General features: G+C 63.1%; 18 protein-coding genes and 1 tRNA gene. 11 read left to right on the top strand and 8 right to left on the bottom strand.

Features of this window, described 5'->3' with window-relative positions:
- Positions 1-81 precede the first annotated feature (81 nt).
- The gene (locus tag G6N78_RS06745; RefSeq protein WP_165221379.1) at positions 82-1,260 is read left to right on the top strand and encodes an aminotransferase; all 1,179 of its coding nucleotides are present in this window, start codon (positions 82-84) and stop codon (positions 1,258-1,260) included.
- Here the strand turns inward: G6N78_RS06745 and G6N78_RS06740 are convergent, their stop codons facing one another.
- The 6 genes from G6N78_RS06740 to G6N78_RS06715 all read right to left on the bottom strand — a co-directional run bounded on the left by G6N78_RS06740 (position 1,261) and on the right by G6N78_RS06715 (position 6,108).
- Positions 1,261-1,929, bottom strand: a complete 669-nt coding sequence (locus tag G6N78_RS06740) for an exopolysaccharide biosynthesis protein (protein WP_165216824.1) — start codon at positions 1,927-1,929, stop codon at positions 1,261-1,263.
- A gap of 179 nt (positions 1,930-2,108) precedes the next feature.
- Positions 2,109-2,747, bottom strand: a complete 639-nt coding sequence (locus G6N78_RS06735) for a DUF2076 domain-containing protein (RefSeq protein WP_165216822.1) — start codon at positions 2,745-2,747, stop codon at positions 2,109-2,111.
- Between the two features lie 30 nt (positions 2,748-2,777).
- Positions 2,778-3,488, bottom strand: coding sequence for a Bax inhibitor-1/YccA family protein (locus tag G6N78_RS06730; RefSeq protein WP_165216820.1), 711 nt, complete (start codon positions 3,486-3,488; stop codon positions 2,778-2,780).
- A gap of 43 nt (positions 3,489-3,531) precedes the next feature.
- Positions 3,532-4,308: an anti-sigma factor family protein gene (locus tag G6N78_RS06725; protein ID WP_165216818.1), complete on the bottom strand. Its 777-nt coding sequence runs from the start codon at positions 4,306-4,308 to the stop codon at positions 3,532-3,534.
- A complete protein-coding gene (locus tag G6N78_RS06720; protein WP_165216816.1) occupies positions 4,295-4,846 on the bottom strand; it encodes a sigma-70 family RNA polymerase sigma factor in 552 nt (183 codons plus the stop codon). Before G6N78_RS06720 ends, G6N78_RS06725 begins: the two co-directional genes overlap by 14 nt.
- A gap of 65 nt (positions 4,847-4,911) precedes the next feature.
- Complete coding sequence (locus tag G6N78_RS06715) at positions 4,912-6,108, bottom strand: citrate synthase family protein (RefSeq protein WP_234905894.1); 1,197 nt, start codon at positions 6,106-6,108, stop codon at positions 4,912-4,914.
- An 86-nt stretch (positions 6,109-6,194) separates the two neighbouring features.
- On the opposite strand from G6N78_RS06715, the gene G6N78_RS06710 reads away from it, so the two are divergent.
- Positions 6,195-7,304 (top strand): citrate synthase/methylcitrate synthase, encoded by a 1,110-nt coding sequence (locus G6N78_RS06710; RefSeq protein WP_165216812.1) that lies wholly within the window; start codon positions 6,195-6,197, stop codon positions 7,302-7,304.
- A 119-nt stretch (positions 7,305-7,423) separates the two neighbouring features.
- On the opposite strand, the gene G6N78_RS06705 is transcribed toward G6N78_RS06710, so the two are convergent.
- A tRNA-Gly gene (locus G6N78_RS06705) sits at positions 7,424-7,498 on the bottom strand.
- Between the two features lie 344 nt (positions 7,499-7,842).
- Here G6N78_RS06705 and G6N78_RS06700 point away from each other — a divergent pair.
- From G6N78_RS06700 to G6N78_RS06685, 4 genes are all read left to right on the top strand, one after another.
- The gene (locus tag G6N78_RS06700) at positions 7,843-8,373 is read left to right on the top strand and encodes a prolyl-tRNA synthetase associated domain-containing protein (RefSeq protein ID WP_165216810.1); all 531 of its coding nucleotides are present in this window, start codon (positions 7,843-7,845) and stop codon (positions 8,371-8,373) included.
- A 54-nt stretch (positions 8,374-8,427) separates the two neighbouring features.
- Positions 8,428-9,402, top strand: coding sequence for a thioredoxin (gene trxA / locus G6N78_RS06695; RefSeq protein ID WP_165216808.1), 975 nt, complete (start codon positions 8,428-8,430; stop codon positions 9,400-9,402).
- A gap of 111 nt (positions 9,403-9,513) precedes the next feature.
- Positions 9,514-10,182 carry an LON peptidase substrate-binding domain-containing protein gene (locus G6N78_RS06690; RefSeq protein WP_165216806.1) on the top strand — a complete coding sequence of 223 codons (669 nt, stop codon included), beginning with the start codon at positions 9,514-9,516 and terminating at the stop codon, positions 10,180-10,182.
- Between the two features lie 8 nt (positions 10,183-10,190).
- Positions 10,191-10,379 (top strand): Trm112 family protein, encoded by a 189-nt coding sequence (locus G6N78_RS06685; RefSeq protein WP_165216804.1) that lies wholly within the window; start codon positions 10,191-10,193, stop codon positions 10,377-10,379.
- Between the two features lie 27 nt (positions 10,380-10,406).
- Here G6N78_RS06685 and G6N78_RS06680 read toward each other — a convergent pair whose 3' ends face one another.
- A complete protein-coding gene (locus G6N78_RS06680) occupies positions 10,407-11,621 on the bottom strand; it encodes a ubiquinone biosynthesis hydroxylase (RefSeq protein WP_165216802.1) in 1,215 nt (404 codons plus the stop codon).
- A 102-nt stretch (positions 11,622-11,723) separates the two neighbouring features.
- Between G6N78_RS06680 and tesB the strand changes: the two genes are divergently transcribed.
- The 5 genes from tesB (at position 11,724) to G6N78_RS06655 (ending at position 18,187) form a co-directional block, all read left to right on the top strand.
- Entirely contained in the window at positions 11,724-12,608 is an 885-nt protein-coding gene (tesB, locus tag G6N78_RS06675; protein ID WP_234905893.1) for an acyl-CoA thioesterase II, read from the top strand.
- Positions 12,609-12,819: 211 nt separating this feature from the next.
- A complete protein-coding gene (locus G6N78_RS06670; protein WP_165221373.1) occupies positions 12,820-13,170 on the top strand; it encodes a P-II family nitrogen regulator in 351 nt (116 codons plus the stop codon).
- A 28-nt stretch (positions 13,171-13,198) separates the two neighbouring features.
- Positions 13,199-14,551, top strand: a complete 1,353-nt coding sequence (locus tag G6N78_RS06665; protein ID WP_165216800.1) for an ammonium transporter — start codon at positions 13,199-13,201, stop codon at positions 14,549-14,551.
- A 235-nt stretch (positions 14,552-14,786) separates the two neighbouring features.
- A complete protein-coding gene (locus G6N78_RS06660) occupies positions 14,787-17,471 on the top strand; it encodes an FtsK/SpoIIIE family DNA translocase (RefSeq protein WP_165216798.1) in 2,685 nt (894 codons plus the stop codon).
- A gap of 71 nt (positions 17,472-17,542) precedes the next feature.
- The gene (locus tag G6N78_RS06655; RefSeq protein ID WP_165216797.1) at positions 17,543-18,187 is read left to right on the top strand and encodes an outer membrane lipoprotein carrier protein LolA; all 645 of its coding nucleotides are present in this window, start codon (positions 17,543-17,545) and stop codon (positions 18,185-18,187) included.
- Positions 18,188-18,240 lie beyond the last annotated feature (53 nt).

Raw genomic sequence — 18,240 nt, 5'->3', positions numbered from 1 at the left:
CCCACGCCGGAAATCAATTGACATTCGGTCGACGTCCACCGTTAGTCAGCTGAGTTTTGGATTTTCCGGTCTTGTCTGATGATGTTTTCCTCCTCGCGCTTCAATCCCCTCATCGAACGCATTTCGCCGCCGCCAGTGCCCTCCGTGCAGGCCTGGGCGCGTGCCTATGATGGGGTGCGGGGGCCGCTGATCGATCTGTCGCAGGCGGTGCCGGGCTATCCGGCGCATCCGGCCATGCTGGAGATTCTGGGCAAGGCGGCCTCGTCCAAGGCCTATACGGGCTACGGGCCGATCGAGGGCGAGCGGGCACTGCGCGAGACCTATGCCGCGCATGTCTCTGAGGTCTATGGCGCAGCGCTTGTGGCGGACAACATCCACGTCACCTCCGGCTGCAACCAGGCCTTCATCTGTGCGGCGATGGCCGTGGCCGGCGCGGGTGATGCGGTGCTGATGACGGAGCCCTATTACTTCAACCATGAAACGACGCTCGCCATGCTCGGCATTCGCACCCGCTTCGTGGAATGCGCGGCAGAGGATGGATTCCTACCGACGGTGGAGGCCATTGCGCTGGCGTTGCAGCCGGATGTGAAGGCGCTGGCGCTGGTCTCGCCCAACAATCCGACGGGTGCCGTCTATCCGCCGGAGCTTCTGTCGGCGATTGCCGATCTTTGCCGCGCAAAGGGCATCTGGCTGATCCTGGACGAGACCTATCGCGACTTCCTTCCGAGTGCCGGTTCGTTTCCCCATGATCTCTTCCGCCTGGATGGCTGGGAAAACGTCGTCGTGTCGCTCTACAGTTTTTCCAAGAGCTTCTGCATTCCAGGCCATCGGCTGGGCGCGATCACGGCGGGTCCTGCCTTCATTAGCCAGGTCGCGAAGATCATGGACAACCTGCAGATCTGCGCGCCGCGCTCGGCCCAGGCGGCGGTGGCCGAGGCTTTGCCGCTCCTCTCAGACTGGCGTGAAGAAAATCGGCAGGAGATCCTGCGCCGGGCCGACGCGATGAAGCGGGTCATGGCGGCGCTGCCGGACTGGCAGTTGGCGGCAGTGGGTGCCTATTTCGCCTTCGTGCGTCACCCCTTTGCCGGTACCGCATCGGCAACCGTGGCGGAAGCGCTGGCCAGACACGTCGGCGTCTCCTGCATTCCGGGCGGCTATTTCGGTGCGCATCAGGAAGGGTATCTGCGGTTTGCCTTTGCCAATGCGGATGTGGCCGGCATCGATCGCCTGGCGGAACGCCTCGATGGCTTTTCGCTCTGATCAGGAAAACAGTTTCGCCAGCACGAAGATCGCGCTCTTGATGATGGCGTAGATCACGCCCGCTACCAGGAACAGCGACACGATACCGATCGCAACGCCGAGGCTGATCCAGAGGCCATCCTTTTCCAGGATGCCGAAGGCGATGACGCAGAGCGCCAGGGCCGGCAGCATGTTGCCGAGCGGGATCGGCATGGCGAGCACGAGCGCCAGCACCAGACAGAAGCAGCCGATCAGCCGTTCCGCCAGCGGCGTGGAGAGCACCGTCATCCGCGGCTTCAGCATGCGTTCCGCCTTTGCGATCCAGGGGCTTGCCTTGGCGATCATGCCGGCAAAATCACTGCGCAGCATGGAGCGGCCGGCAATCAGCTTCGGCAGCCAGGGCGTCTGGCCGAAAGCCATCTGGGCGGCGAGAAAGAGAAGCGGAATGCCGAGAATGGCGGAGGTGCCCGGCGGGGTCGGCAGGACATTGGGCATGGCGAAGATGAAGATCAGGGCACCGAAGGCCCGGTCCTTCATGGCGGCCAGAAGATCGGCCACCTGAATGCGTTCGCGTGTCACGTCACCGGCAAGTTGATGCAGGATCGCTGAAAAGCTCTTTGGCCTTGCCGCCTCGTCATCCGGTGAGGGGGCATCATCCGCGGGTGTCGATGGGTCGGAAAGCAGTGCCATCGTTTTACCCGGCAGACGGACGAAGTGGAAGTGGATCGATCATGATGCCGGTGATGACACACAAACATGGCCATTTCATTACGGGCGCATAAAGGCGGCCCCCGAAGCGGTTCGGGGGCAGCCGTTTCGATGATCACGGTGTTGACGGCGACGATCGAACGATCGGCGCTCAACCCGGATCAGAACATCTCTTCTTCGAAACCTGCATCGGCACCGGCATCGTCTGCGCCGGTATCGGCGGCACCCGGATCCTCGGCGGCCTGCGCCTCGTCACCGGAGAGCATGCCGGCAATTGCATTGCCGAGCAGGACGCCGCCGGCAACACCCATCGCCGTCTGCGCCGCACCGGCGAGGAAGCCGCCGCCGCGGGTGGGCTGGCCATAGGCCTGGCCCTGGCCGTAGCCTTGAGCCTGCTGCTGGCCCCAGGGATTGCGGGGGCCTGCCTGCGGCTGGCCGGGCATGGCTGCCGGGGCCGCAGCGCCCGTGACCATGCCGCCCGCCATGCCATTCGACATGCCGCGTGGGGCCGGGCGTGCCGGCTGGGAGTTGCTGCCGAACAGGCTGGAGAAGAAGCCGCCGCCGGAGGCCGGGCGGGAGGCGAGCTGGTATTCCAGCTCCTCGATCCGCCGCTCAGCCTCGTTCAGGGCCTGCTCCTGCACAACGATCGTCTGCGCCATAAAATAGGGTGCACCCGGCTGGCTGGTGATGCGATCACGGATGAAGGCATCCGCTTCCGCATCGCGCGGGCCCGACTGGCTCTCCACGTGGGAGAGCTTGCCGAACAGACCCTCGATCGCCTGGCGGTCGTTGTAGTCCATGGATCATGTCCTCCTTTGGTAATGGACCGGTTATTCTTCGCGCTGGCCGGTCAGGCTCAGCAGAAGCTGGAAGATGTTGACGAAGTTCAGGTAGAGCGACAGCGCACCGAAGACGGCGAGCTTCTGCTGGCTCTCCTGGTCGAAGTTCTCGGCATACTGTTCCTTGATGTTCTGCGTGTCCCAGGCCGTGAGGCCGATGAAGACGACGATACCGATGATCGAGATCGCGAACTGAAGGGCGCTGGAGCCGAGGAAGATGTTGACGATCGAGGCGATCACCACGCCGATCAGACCCATGATCAGGAAGGAGCCGAACTTCGACAGGTCACGCTTGGTGACATAGCCGTAGAGGCTGGTGGCGCCGAACATGGTGGCGGTGATGAAGAAGGTGCGCGCGATGCTGGCGCCGGTGAAGACGAGGAACACCGAAGCAAGCGACAGACCCATCACGGCGCAGAAGGCCCAGAAGGTCATCTGTGCGGTGGAGGCCGACATCGTCTGGATCTTGAACGAGAAGAAGAAGACGAAGGCGAGCGGGGCCAGCATCACCACCCACTTCAAAGGCGTCGAGAAGATCGGCACGTAGAGCGCCGGGGTCGACGCGACGAAGAAGGCGACGAGGCCGGTGATGACGAGGCCGAGACCCATGTAGTTGTAGATGCGCAGCATGTGCTGGCGCAGGCCCTCATCGAAGGCTGCCTGGGACTGGATCGCCGGATTGTATCCGAAGCGGGGGTTCATGGATGTACTCCTCTGACGGTGAACAGGGTTCGGGAATTGCGGATCAGTACAGGGTCCTGGCCAGTTGCTCGGCCTCGGCCCTCAGGTTCACGGCATCCTCGGTGTCGGAGACGAGCGCATAGGCCACGTCGCCGATCTGCCAGTAGGAGGCCTGCACCTGTTCCTGCCTGACGAGCGAGACCGGCAGCACGGCAAAGCTGCCCGGACGAACGGCAAACAGGGACAGGCGGATATCGTTGTCGCGCACGATCGCCATCTCCACGCTCGGCCCGAAGGCCGAGGGGAAGACCTGCACGTCGCTGACCTGCCACTCCTTCGGGATGCCGGGCATCACGATGGCCGTGGCGGAGCGGATTTCCGCCGGATCGAAATCGGACGATTCCTGCTGGGAGGGCATCGTGTGTCGAAGGACGGAGGTGCCGTGAGCGCGCAACGCCTCTTCCACGAAGGCGGGCGGCGGCACGGAGGCTTCGACCGTGGAAACGGTGAGCGGCCCCAGTTGGTGGCTCAGCCCCCAGCCGACGGCGATCAGCGCGATCGTTGCGGCCAGCCTTTGAAACGAGCGAAAGATCCGCCCCCTGGAGAGGGCCGCCTGCAGGCGGCGGGCCGCCTCGCGCGTCTCCGGCCGGCCGTGGCGCTGGTGACCTTCCGCAAGCGCCAGCCGCAGCTCGCCCTTGATCGCGAGATCCGCCATCACGCGGGCAGCAATATCCGGATTTTCCGAGAGATAGGCTTCCACCTCGATGCGGCGGCCAGCATCCAGTTGGTCGTCCACATAGGCTTCCACATCCGCGGGCTGGATCGGGTCAACGGGTGTCATCGCGTCCCCCTTCAATGATTTTCAGATGGCCGTTGCCGGCGGGCAGCCGGCGGCCGTTTTCCTCGAATTCGCGCAGACGCGCGCGGGCGCGGGAGACACGCGACATCAGCGTGCCGACCGGGATGGACAGCGCATCGGCGGCCTGCTGGTAGGACAGGCCTTCGATGGCGACGAGATGCAGCGCATCGCGCTGCTCGTCGGGCAACGCGAAAAAGGCTTCGCGCAGCTGCTTCAGACGGATCGATTGGTCCGGGTCAGCCCGATGCACCGTCTCGCCGAGCTCGGCGGCCGCCTGGTTGCGTGCCTCGGACGACCGCCGGCTGCGCAACCGGTCGATATGGGTGTTGTGTACGATGGAGAGCAGCCAGTTGCGCAGGTTCGCGCCCGTGCGGAAGGTGCCCTTGCGCTCGTAGGCCTTGACCAGTGCATCATGCACCAGGTCTTCCGCATCGTCCGGGTTGCGGACGAGCGAACGGGCATAGCGCCGCAAGGCCGCCAGCTGGTTCAGAACATCAAAAGGATGCTTCTTGTCGCTCATGCCCCAATATACGGAGCCGAGGTTCAACTTATTCCGTGTGCCGCAAGATTTTTTTGATGTTCGAATCAGAGCGGCATCGGGCCGACGTAACGGGCGCGGGGGCGGATCAGCCGCTCGTCATCCTTCTGTTCCAGGGCATGGGCGATCCAGCCGACGGTACGGGCGATGGCAAAGAGCGCCAGTGCCGATCCGCGCGGAAGGTTGAGGCTGCGTCTCAGCGCCACCAGCGCCACGTCACAGGTCGGTCGCTGGCCGGCGGTCTCTTCGAGAACGGAGAGAAGATCGGCGCGAAGCGCATCCGGCGGGAGATGCGGGAGGATGCCCTCCGCCCGCGGATCGCCGTCCGGGTAGAGAGGGTGGTCGAAGCCCGGAATGCCATCGCCGCGCCTCAAGCGCCTCTCGACCACCTCGGCGGCATCGCCCACCTCCTCCAGTTCATCGAACAGCAGTTCGACGAGACTTGTCATGCCGCCATGGCGCGGGCCGCTCAGCGCCGATAGCCCGGCATTCAGGCAGGCGCCGAGCGAGGCACCGGTGGAGGCGGCGACCCTGAGGGCAAAAGCCGAGGCGTTCAGTTCGTGATCCGCCTGCAGCACCAGCGCGCGGCGGACGAGATCCGCGCCCTGCGTATCGAGCGACCAGTGTTTTGCCAGAAAGGCATGGATCGGTTGCACATCCGGCTGCACGCCCAGACAGGCGGCCGCCATGGCGCGCGTCAGGGCGGCACCGCCGGCCCAGAGGCGGCGATTGTCGCGTTTCCACGCCGTCAAACGTCCGGCGGCGACGAACGGCAGCAGCGCCTGGCACCGCTCGGTCAGCGGCAGGGGCATGGTGGCGTCGAGAAGGGCGTCATTCCAGGCATCCGGCTTGGCCTTTGCGTCGGCAAAAGAGTCTGTCGATCCGCAGTCCCAGAGCAGACGCGCGACCTCTTCCAGCGTGGCGCCCTCGGCGAGTTGCAGGGCATCCTGACCGCGATAGATCAGCCTGCCGTTTTCGATGAGGGTGATGGCCGATGTCATGACCGGCAATCCCCAGTCCAGCGCGCTGGCAGCGGCGTCCTTCGGGCGGCGACCGACGCTCTTGCGCTTCTTCAACTGTTCGATGTCGTGGGCGCTGTAGAGCCTGCGCCGCGGGTCGTCGCCGGCTCCGGTCGCCTGGATCAGGCCGCGGCTGACATAGGCGTAAAGCGTGGCGCGGCTGATGCCGAGGGCGGTGGCGGCGTCTGCCGCATCGAGAAACTTGTCGTGCTGGCGCATGGTCATATGACATTGATTGATTGAATCAAGATTGACCATATATGTGCGCCGCAACATTCTCAAGCATTGCAAGCGTCTTGAGGAGATCTGCCATGACAAAAACCGCAACCGCCGCCGTGCTGACTGCCACGCCCAGCGCACCGGGTCTTGATGACGTGATTGCCGCGGAAACGCGCCTCAGCCATGTCGATGGACAGGCCGGCGAACTGATCATTGCCGGCCATCGCCTGGCGGATCTTGCCGCCTCGTCCTTCGAAGAGGTGCTGGCGCTTCTGTGGCGGGATTTTTTGCCCGAACCCATGGATGCGGCAGCCATCCGCATCGCGCTTGGCAAGGCGCGACAAAAGACGTTTGACCTGATGCAGCCGCTCTTGCCGGGCCTGCGCGGCTTAAGCCCCGTCGAGGCCCTGCGGCTGCTGCTCTCGGCCCTGCCGGATGATGCCCGTGCACCGCATGCGGTTCTCGCCGTCGCGGCCGTTCCGGTCTTCACCGCGGCTATCACCCGCCACGCGAAGGGCTTGGCGCCCGTGCCGCCCGACGCCTCCCGCGGGCATTCGGAGGATTTTCTTCGCATGCTGCGCAACGAACAGTCGGCGCCCGACAAGGTGCGGGCGCTCGATACCTATCTGGTGACAGTGTCCGACCACGGGCTCAACGCCTCCACCTTCACCGCGCGGGTGATCGCGTCCACCAAGGCGGGCATGTTTTCTTCCGTCGTCGGCGGGTTGTGTGCGTTGAAGGGACCGCTGCATGGCGGTGCGCCGGGTCCCGTGCTCGACATGCTGGATGCGATCGGCAGCGAAAGGAACATTCTGCCGTGGCTTGAGGATTCGCTGGCGCGGGGAGAGCGGCTGATGGGTTTCGGCCACCGCATCTACCGGGTGCGGGACCCGCGCGCCGATGTCTTGAAGGGAGCCGTCGCCGCCCTTCAAGATGGCTCTGGCCGGATTGCCTTTGCCGCCAGGGTGGAGGCTGAAGCGCTGCGATTGCTCAAGGAAAAGAAGCCGCTGCGGCCCCTCGAAACCAATGTGGAGTTCTACACAGCCCTGGTGCTGGAGGCGGTGGGTTTTCCCCGCGACAGTTTCACCAATGTCTTTGCCGCCGGCCGCATGGCGGGCTGGACCGGGCATGTGCTGGAACAGGAGCAGACAGGCCGGCTCATCCGCCCGCAGTCCCGCTATATCGGAGTGATGCCGGACTGAGGGCAGCATACAAAATCGTGCGGGCGCTTCGGCGCCCTGGCGGTCTATGAAAAATTATGGAAAGCGACTACGCGGACTTGCGTCCTCAGTTTCCACGCCGTGAAGGAGATTTGGAAAACTGGAGCGGGCGAAGGGATTCGAACCCTCGACCCCAACCTTGGCAAGGTTGTGCTCTACCCCTGAGCTACACCCGCTCATCAAGCCATCGGTTCGGGGTAGTGAGCTGAACCGTGGGTCGCCAGCGTTGCGGCGACGGGGGCTATATGGCCCAACTCATTTTTGAATGCAACAGGGAAATGACACGAAAATCAAAATTCCTGGAAATTTTCGGCAAGTTACTGTTTTCAAACAATAAAATTTGGAGCGAGCGGATTGGCAGCGTCCAAGGTCGTGGAAGGACGTGGTTTTCCCTCCCTTCCGCCTGCGCCATGGCTTGCCGCTCTGCGGCTTGTGGATCGGCCGCTGCGGTCCCTATAATTGCCGCCTTGCCAACCCCTTCAAGCCGCCCACGCCAGATGTGAAAGTGCCGGACGCCATCATGACAGACTCCCCTTCGATACCCTCCTCATCGCAACCAAAGACTGCGGAAGACCTCTACCGTTTCCTTGATGATCTCGGCATTGCGCATACGACGAAGCACCACCCGCCGGTCTTCACCGTGTCGGAATCGGAAAGCCTGCGTGACGAAATTCCCGGCGGGCATACGAAGAACCTTTTCGTGAAGGACAAGAAGGACCAGTTCTTCGTGCTGACGGTGGAGGAACGGGCGGTGGTGGACCTGAAGACGGTGCACAAGCTGATCGGCGCCTCCAGCCGCGTGTCCTTCGCCAACCCCGAGAAGATGCTGGACTATCTGGGGGTTATTCCCGGCTCCGTCACGGTGTTTGGTGCGATCAATGATACGCAGGGCAAGGTCACCTTCGTGCTGGACGAGGAGCTGATGCGCCACGAGATCATCAATGGCCATCCGCTTTCGAACGATGCCACGACATCGATCGGGCGGGACGATCTCATCCGTTTTCTGAAGGCGACAGGCCATGATCCGCTTGTCTTGAAAGTCACGGACTGACATACGATCTTTGCGCTGAACGAGAATGACGAGAAGCAGTCCCGGGAGACATCCATGAGCGGTACGAACAATCCCTATGGCGGCGGTTACGGCGGCCAGATGAGCGGAACGATGAGCTATGGAGCCGGGTCTGCGGCGGCGGCTCCCGCAGCCGGGCTGATCAAGGATACGACGACGGCGGGTTTCACCAAGGACGTGCTGGAGGAATCGCGCCGTCAGCCGGTTCTCGTCGATTTCTGGGCGCCCTGGTGCGGGCCGTGCAAGCAGTTGGCGCCGGCGCTGGAAAAGGTCGTCAACGAGTCTCAGGGCCGCGTCAAGCTCGTCAAGCTCAACATCGATGATCACCCGGCCATTCCTGGCCAGCTCGGCATCCAGTCCATTCCGGCGGTGATCGCCTTCGTCAATGGCCGTCCGATGGACGGGTTCATGGGCGCGGTGCCGGAAAGCCAGATCCGCCAGTTCATCGACAAGATCGCCGGTCCGGCCGGCGCCGATCAGGCTGCGGAAATCGAGGCGGCGATCGAAGAGGCTCAGGGGCTACTCGCTGCCGGCGATACGGATGGCGCAGCACAGCTGTTTGCGGCGATCCTGCAGGCGGATCCGGAAAATGCCAAGGCCGCTGCCGGCATGATGGACTGCCTGATCACGCTTGGCGAAACGGCGCGTGCCAAGCAGATGCTCGAGTCTCTCCCGGAAGAGATGGCCGGCCAGGCGGCGATCCAGGCGATCGCGCTGAAGCTGCAGCAGATCGAGGAAGTCCGCAAGTTCGGTGACCCGGTTGCGCTCGAGCACGAACTGGCGCTCAACCCGGATCATCACGACGCGCGGATGAAGCTTGCGAAGATCCTGAACGTTCAGGGCAAGCGCGATGAAGCCGCCGAACATCTGCTACTGGTGATGAAAAAGGACCGGACCTTCGATGACGATGGCGCGCGGCGCCAACTGCTGGAGTTCTTCGAGACCTGGGGTCCGAAGGATCCGGCGACGATCTCGGCGCGCCGCCGGTTGTCGTCCATCCTGTTCTCGTAATTCACGTCTCTTCCATGACAAGGCGGGCTGATCGACCGCCTTGTGAACCCTTTGCGATACACCACATAAGAGGTAGGCTGCCGAGGGCGGCGCTGCTGGTGGAGAGAGATCATGCAAGTCGGCAATGCACGTTATCTGAAGCGTGAAGACCTGCCCGAAAGCCTTCCCGTGTTTCCGCTGACCGGTGCGCTGCTGCTGCCGGGCGGGCAACTGCCGCTCAACATATTCGAGCCTCGTTATCTCGCCATGTTCGATGCCGCGCTCGCCGGTTCCCGGCTGATCGGCATGGTGCAGCCGGCCCTGAACGAGACGGGCGGCAATGCCCGTCCCCAACTGAGCGCGGTCGGCTGCATTGGCCGCATCACGTCGTTTGCGGAAACCGGCGACGGCCGCTACATCGTCTCGCTCACCGGTGTCTGCCGGTTCCGGGTGATGGAAGAGGTGGGCGAGGGGCATCCCTACCGGACGGTTCGCTTCATGCCGTTTCTGACAGATCTCTCCGGCGATGAAGACGAGGGGGCCGTTGACCGCCACGAATTGCTGCGTGTCTTCCGCGCCTATCTCGATGCCAACAAGCTGGAGGCTGACTGGGAAGCGGTGGAGCGGGCGGGAAACCGCACACTCGTCAATTCTCTTTCGATGATGTCGCCGTTCGGACCGGCGGAAAAGCAGGCACTGCTGGAAGCCCCGGACCTGAAAACCCGGGCGGAAACGCTTATCGCCATTACCGAAATCGTGCTGGCGCGCGGCTTTGGCGATTCCGACACGATCCTGCAGTAGGGCCCGTGATGGACGAGAAGCTCGCCAAGGTCGATCCGAAGCTGCTGGAACTGCTGGTCTGCCCGATCGGCAAGGGACGGCTTGTCTTCAGCCGCGAGACCAACGAGCTCATTTCGGAGAGCGCACGGCTCGCCTATCCTATCCGCGACGGCATTCCGATCATGCTGGAATCGGAGGCCCGCCGGATCGAGGATTGATCGGCCCGGCGTTTTCCTTGCGCCTTCTCAGATCGACTGGCCCTGCAGCAGGCGCGGTGCATCCTTCGCCTTGGTGCCGGCCGCTTCGCCGATGAAATAGGATTTGAGCTTCGGCAGCCGCTCCACCATGCCAAGGCCGAAATCGCGGGCGATGCGGATCGGCGTGATGTCGTTGGAAAATAGCCGGTTCAGTACGTCCGTCGTCACCCCCATGCGGAAGGTATCGAAGCGGCGCCAGGCCTGGTAGCGTTCCAGGATGTTGAGCGCGCCGATATCGAGGCCGAGGCGATCGGCTTCCACCACGGTTTCGGCGAGCGCTGCGACATCCTTGAAGCCGAGATTGAGACCCTGGCCGGAAATCGGGTGCACGCCATGGGCTGCATCGCCGGCGAGCGCCAGCCGCGGTGCCACAAATGCGCGCGACAGGGTGAGGCCGAGCGGAAAGGCCTTGCGATATCCGACGACGGTCAGCGCACCCAGCTTGTGGCCGAATCGGCGCTGCAGTTCTTCTTCGAAGATCAGGTCGTCGGAGGCGACGAGCCGGTTGGCGTCGTCGGTGCGTTCGGTCCAGACCAGCGAGGAGCGGTTGCCCTTGAGCGGCAGGATGGCGAACGGCCCGGAGGGCAGGAAATGTTCTTCTGCACAGCCTTCATGCGGCCGCTCGTGTTCGACCGTGGTGACGATGCCGGACTGGCCATAATCCCAACGGACCGTCTTGATGCCGGCCATGTCGCGCAGCTTGGAACGAACGCCGTCGCAGGCCACCACGAGACGGCTTTCCAGCGTCTCGCCGTTGGAGAGGCTGAGGGTTGCGCCGGTGGAGCCGCTCGCAAAACCGGTGGCGGAGACGCCGTGGCGGATCCGGATACCGAGACGTTCGCAGGCGCCGCGCAGCGCCCTGACCATCGAGACGTTCGGAACCATGTGGGCGAAGGGGCGGCCTTCCTCCACCTCACCGTCAAAGGTCAGGAAGACCGGGCGAACCGGGTCCGACGTGCGCGAATCCGTGACGATCATCCGGTTGATCGGCTGGGAATCCTCAAGGATCTGGTCCCACAGCCCCATCACTTCCAGCATGCGGGTTGCGGCCGCAATGATGGCGGAAGCCCGTTCGTCCTTTTCCCAGACGTGCTCGGGCGCTGCCTCGATCACCTCGATCGCCAGGTGCGGTGCCGCCTGCTTGGTTGCCACGGCCACGGAGAGGCCGACATAGCCGCCGCCCACGATCACCATATCCAGCATTGCTCGTCTCCCGCTATCCTTGAATTCCACTGCACTTGAGAATGGTGCTTCACACATATAGAGCATCGGGGAGACGCTTCCTACCGCTGGAGTTTGTGAAAAATGCCGCAGGCCGAAAGACCGTCATCGCCCATGGAGCAATTGATCGAGACGCTCGACCTGGAGCGGCTGGAGGAGAACCTCTTTCGAGGGGGCAGTCCGCAGGTGGGCTGGCAGCGCGTGTTTGGCGGACAGGTGATTGCCCAGGCACTGATGGCGGCGCAGCGCACGGCAACGCTGGACCGGTTCGTGCATTCGCTGCACGCCTATTTCCTGCTGCCGGGAGACCCGAAGGTGCCGATCATCTATCAGGTGGAGCGATTGCGCGACGGCTCGAGCTTCACCACGCGTCGGGTGACGGCGATCCAGCATGGCAAGGCCATCTTCGCCATGTCCGCTTCGTTCCAGCTGGAAGAGCCGGGTTTCGACCACCAGACGGCGATCCCCGAGATCAAGCAGCCCGCGGAACTGATGTCGGAGCAGCAATTCCAGGAGATGTTCCTGGCCCATGCGCCGGAGATGGTGAAGCGCTACTGGGGGCAGAAACGACCGGTGGAGATCCGGCCCGTCAATCTCGTCCACTATGTGTCAAAAGAGAAGCTCAAGCCCGAGCAGCAGATCTGGGTGCGCACCACCGGCACCGTGCCGGACGACCGGCACTATCAGGCGGCGGTGCTTGCCTATCTGTCCGACATGACGCTGCTCGATACCTCGCTCTACCCGCATGGAACGACGATCTTCGATCCTGCGATCCAGGCCGCCAGCATTGACCACGCCATGTGGTTCCATCGGCCCTGCGCGCTGGATGACTGGCTTCTCTACAGCCAGGATAGCCCGAGCGCGTCCGGCGCCCGTGGCATGACCCGCGGCTCCCTCTATACCCGTTCCGGCACCCTCGTGGCCTCCGTGGCGCAGGAGGGTTTGATTCGCAAACGTGCAGATGCTTGAAAATTGAGCAAAATTGCAAAATTGCATATAAAATGGGCGCTTAATTGGCGCCCATTTGCATTTCGCGTAACAGGTTTTCCAATAGCGTTTATTTTTCAATAACTTATTTTGTGGCGAGAATCTGGCACGCCCCTTGAATGTAGGAGGTTAGTCGCTGCTCACCGATCGGCCAGCGGCCAGGAGAGTCGGCTTCATGCCGAGACAACAAAGGATGGGAAACCACATGAAAATCGTGATGGCCATTATCAAGCCATTCAAGCTGGATGAGGTGCGTGAAGCCCTCACGGCTGTCGGCATCCAGGGCCTGACCGTGACCGAAGTGAAAGGTTACGGGCGCCAGAAGGGACATACCGAAATCTATCGTGGCACGGAATATGCTGTCAGCTTCCTGCCCAAACTGAAGATCGAAATCGCTGTCGCTTCGGACATGGTGGAAAAGGCCGTGGACGCCATCGCATCGGCTGCCAAGACCGGCCAGATCGGCGACGGCAAGATCTTTGTCTATTCGATCGAGCAGGCCGTGCGCATTCGTACCGGCGAAACCAATACCGAAGCGCTCTAAGCACGGCTGATCAGGGGAGTTTTCCGCAATGTCGTTTTCCAAGTTCTCGTCCATGATCGGACGCCTGGGTGCCGCTTCGGCAGCCGTGATGGCCCCGGCCATCGCCTTCGCCCAGGACGCTGCGCCCGCTGCGGCCGCCGCGCCTGTGCCGGACAAGGGCGATACCGCCTTCATGTTCCTTTGCACCATTCTTGTCCTGTTCATGCTGATGCCGGGTCTCGCCCTCTTCTACGGCGGTCTGGTTCGCGCCAAGAACATGCTGTCGGTCCTGATGCAGTGCACGCTCGTCGGCGCCAGCATCATGCTCGTCTGGGTCATCTACGGCTATTCCTTCGCCTTCGGCGGGTCTGAAAACGCCTTCTTCGGCGGCACCGCCAAGATGTTCCTCGCCGGCGTCACGAAGGACAGCACGGCTGCGACCTTCAGCGCGGGCATCGTCATTCCGGAATACATCTTCATGCTGTTCCAGATGACGTTTGCGGCCATCACGCCGGCTCTCATCGTCGGTGCCTTCGCAGAGCGCATCAAGTTCTCCGCCGCCATCCTCTTCTGCCTGCTGTGGGTCACCTTCGTCTACTTCCCGATCGCGCACATGGTCTGGGATGCCAAGGGCCTTCTCTTCGGCTGGGGCGCGCTGGACTTCGCCGGTGGTACCGTCGTTCACATCAATGCCGGTGTGGCTGGTCTCATCGGTGCCTACATGGTCGGCAAGCGTACCGGCTACGGCAAGGACATGATGGCGCCGCACTCCATGACGCTGACGCTCGTCGGTGCTGCCATGCTGTGGGTCGGCTGGTTCGGTTTCAACGCCGGCTCCAACCTGGAAGCCTCCGGCGGCGCGATGCTCGCCACCGTCAACACCTTCATTGCAACGGCCGCTGCCGTCGTCTCCTGGTCGGTTGTCGAAACCTTTACCCGCGGCAAAGCCTCCATGCTGGGCGCTGCCTCGGGCATGATCGCCGGTCTCGTCGCCATCACGCCGGCTGCCGGTATTGCCGGCCCGATGGGTGCAATCATCATGGGTCTGCTGGTTTCGCCGCTCTGCTACTTCTTCGTCTCCGTGGTGAAGAACAAGTTCGGCTACGACGATACCGCTGACGTGTTCGGCGTCCACGGTGTTGGCGGCCTCTTCGGCGCCATCGCCACCGGCGTCTTCGCCTCTGCTTCGCTCGGCGGCATCGGTTATGCCGAAGGCGTGACGATGGGCGGCCAGGTGATGACCCAGATCTATGCCGTGCTCGTGACGCTGCTGTGGTGCGGTATCGGTTCCTTCATCCTCTACAAGGTGGTCGATATCATCGTTGGCCTGCGCGTTCCGGTCGAAGCCGAGCGCGAAGGTCTCGACCTCGCCTCGCACGGCGAAGCGGCCTACCACTCCTGATCCCGGTCATGGCCGCCGCGCATGCGTGGTGGCCCTGGTCCTCCGATTATCCTCCCGAGGGGCCCGGTTTCCATGCCGGGCCTTTCGCGTTGCTGGTAAAGATTTGCTTCCGTCACGTGGTTAAAGCCACGTTAACCTCGTTTGGTTAGGCTTTTCCAATATGGGTGTCTGCGGGCGGCTTTTCGGGCTTTTCGCGGGCACTGCGGCATCAACGGAAAGTTTGGGCTGAGACAGAATGGGTAGAAGCACTTCGGCCGCCATGGCGCAGCATTCCATCCGCCATGCGCTGGTGGCCTTTGCACTGCGCCAGGTGCTGGCGCTCTGCGGTTTCGCGATCTTCCTCGCCCTTGCGCTCGCGGTTGCGGCGCTCGCCACCTGGAACGTGCAGGACCCGAGCCTGTCCTACGCGACCGACAACGTGCCGACCAATATTCTCGGGCACTCCGGCGCGGTGTTTGCCGATCTCATGATGCAGTTCCTCGGTCTGGCCGGCCTGGTGGCCATGCTGCCGGTGCTTGCCTGGGCGCTTGCCCTCATCGTCGGGCGGAAGGTGACCCGTCTGCCGGCTCGGCTCGGCGCATGGGTTGCCGGCACGCTTCTGGCCGCGGCGACGCTCGGCTGTTTTCCTGCCCCGCTCACCTGGCCGATCCCGAACGGTATCGGCGGTGTCATCGGCGACATGATCCTGCGTTTTCCCGGCCTGTTCATCGGCAGTTATCCGACCGGCGTTTCAGCCATCGTTCTCGGCATTGTTTCCGGCCTGCCCGCCGCAGGTTTCCTCCTGTTTGCCGCAGGGCTTCTCAGCAATGAGGAACTGGAAGAGGAGGTGGACGAGGAAGACGAGATGCCGGCGCCCATGCGGCGCAAGGCCAAACCGTCTCCGCTGGAGGACGAAGAGGATGATGACGGAGGCTTTGCCGGTTTCCTCGCCCTCGGCGCCCTGGCCCATTACTGGTACATCACCCAGGCGCGGTTTCGCCGCCTGATGCGCATCAAGCCGAAACAGGCTCTGCGCGAGGACCATGACGAACCCTACGATTTCAACGAGGACGAATTCGGCACCCTGAACGAGCCGGTGCGCGCCAAGGTACGCCAGCCGGCGCGCCTGGAGCCGTCGCTCGACAACCCGATGTCGGACCTGATGGCCGCGCGCCGCCGCCTCTCCCCGCCGCCGCTCAGCCTGGATGACGAGGAGGATGAGGACGAGGACATGGCCGATGCGCGCCAGCCTCTGCCGAACGGTCTTCTGTCGGATGATGATCCGCCTTTCGATGTCGCTCCGCGTGGCGTCCGCTCTGCCGCCGGCAAGGCGTCCGGCCGTGTCGTGGCGCCGGCGGCAGCGCCCAAGCCCGGCCAGCGGGTGATGCGCGAGGCGCAAGGCACCTTCATCGATCCGGAGGGTTTCCAGCTGCCCTCCGTGCATCTGCTTGCCGAGCCGCGGCAGGTGGCGCGCGATGTGACGCTGTCGGCGGATGCGCTTGAACAGAATGCCCGCATGCTGGAAGGCGTGCTGGAGGATTTTGGCGTGCGCGGCGAGATCATCCATGTCCGCCCCGGCCCGGTCGTCACGCTCTACGAACTGGAGCCGGCGCCCGGCATCAAGTCGTCCCGCGTCATCGGTCTGGCCGACGATATCGCCCGCTCGATGAGCGCGATTGCCGCGCGTGTCGCGGTCGTGCCGGGCCGCAACGCCATCGGCATCGAACTGCCGAACCAGACCCGCGAGACGGTCTTCCTGCGCGAACTGATCGCCAGCCGCGATTTCGACACCACCAAGGCGAAGCTCGCCATGGCGCTCGGCAAGACGATCGGCGGCGAGCCGGTGATTGCCGATCTTGCGAAGATGCCGCATCTCCTGGTCGCCGGGACCACCGGTTCGGGTAAATCGGTCGCCATCAACACCATGATCCTGTCGCTGCTCTACCGGCTGTCGCCGGAAAAGTGCCGGCTGATCATGATCGACCCGAAAATGCTGGAACTTTCCGTCTATGACGGCATTCCGCATCTCCTGTCCCCTGTCGTCACGGACCCCAAGAAGGCGGTCGTGGCGCTCAAGTGGACCGTCCGGGAGATGGAGGAGCGCTACAAAAAGATGTCGAAGATCGGCGTGCGCAACATCGATGGCTTCAACAGCCGCGTCGAGCAGGCGCTCGCCAAGGGCGAGGTGCTGACCCGCACCGTGCAGACCGGGTTCGACCGCCAGACGGGCGAGGCGGTCTATGAGACGGAAGAATTCGACCTGCAGCCGATGCCCTATATCGTCGTCATCATCGACGAAATGGCCGACCTGATGATGGTGGCCGGCAAGGATATCGAAGGCGCCGTCCAGCGCCTGGCGCAGATGGCGCGCGCGGCCGGCATCCATGTGATCATGGCAACGCAGCGGCCGTCGGTCGATGTCATCACCGGCACGATCAAGGCCAACTTCCCGACGCGCATCTCCTTCCAGGTCACCTCGAAGATCGACAGCCGCACGATCTTGGGCGAACAGGGGGCCGAACAGCTGCTCGGCATGGGCGACATGCTCTACATGGCCGGCGGCGGGCGCATCCAGCGCGTGCACGGGCCGTTCGTCTCCGACAACGAGGTGGAGGACATCGTCTCCTACCTGAAGACGCAAGGCGCGCCGCAATATCTCGACGCAATTACCGCGGATGATGACGAGGATGGCGAAGGTGGTGGCCCTGCGGGTGCCGGCAGCTTCTCCGATTCCGACGATCCGTATGACCAGGCGGTGGCAATCGTCCTGCGTGACGGCAAGGCCTCGACATCCTATATCCAGCGCAGGCTCGGCATCGGCTATAACCGTGCCGCCTCGCTGATCGAACGCATGGAGCAGGAGGGTCTCATCGGGCCCGCCAACCATGCCGGCAAGCGCGAAATCCTCGTGCCGACGGAAGCCGACATTATCGAACGATAACCGTCTCTTGCCGTTTCCGTCACGAAGACGCCGCCTTTGATGGGCATAGCTCGCCCAAAGGAGATTGAACCATGAACGACCTCACGCTTTTGCGTTCCGTTCCCGTCAGCCGCCGCAAAATTCTGGCGGGGCTTGCAGGCTTTGCCGCAGCCGGCATGACCGGGCTGCCGGCGCTGGCGCAAGGTGCCCCCGGGGCTGCCGCCCAGAAGATTGCCGATCACTTCTCATCGGTGAAGACGATGATGGGAGAGTTCGTGCAGTTCGGGCCACGCGGCGAACAGACCGGCGGCAAGTTCTTCATCGAACGGCCGGGAAAGCTGCGCTTCAATTTCGAGGACCCGTCGCCGATCCGCGTGATTGCCGATGGAAAGAACGTGGTGATCGGGAACCTGAAGCTGAAGACCTGGGACCTTTACCCCTTGTCGAAGACACCGCTCAGCCTGCTCCTGTCCGACCGGATCGATCTGTCCGACAACATGGTGCGCGGCGTGCGGGAGGAATCCGATCTCACCACCATCGTGCTCGGCAACAAGACGGTGTTCGGCGACAGCACCATCACCATGATGTTCGATCCGAAGACCTTCGACCTGCGCCAGTGGACGATCACCGACCTGCAGAACAAGGAAACCTCGGTGATGATCTATAACGTGCAGAACGGCGTGCGCTTCGACGACAAGGTCTTCCGCATTCCCTACGACGAAGTGCACAAGTTCTAAGCTTGCCCTTTGAGCCCCAAAGCCTTTAAACCTCGGCGCATCACGTCGAGGTT

Source organism: Allorhizobium pseudoryzae, assembly GCF_011046245.1.
GTDB lineage: Bacteria > Pseudomonadota > Alphaproteobacteria > Rhizobiales > Rhizobiaceae > Neorhizobium > Neorhizobium pseudoryzae.
Note: the sequence above shows the minus strand (reverse complement) of the source record. Positions and strands in the feature narration are given on the sequence as shown.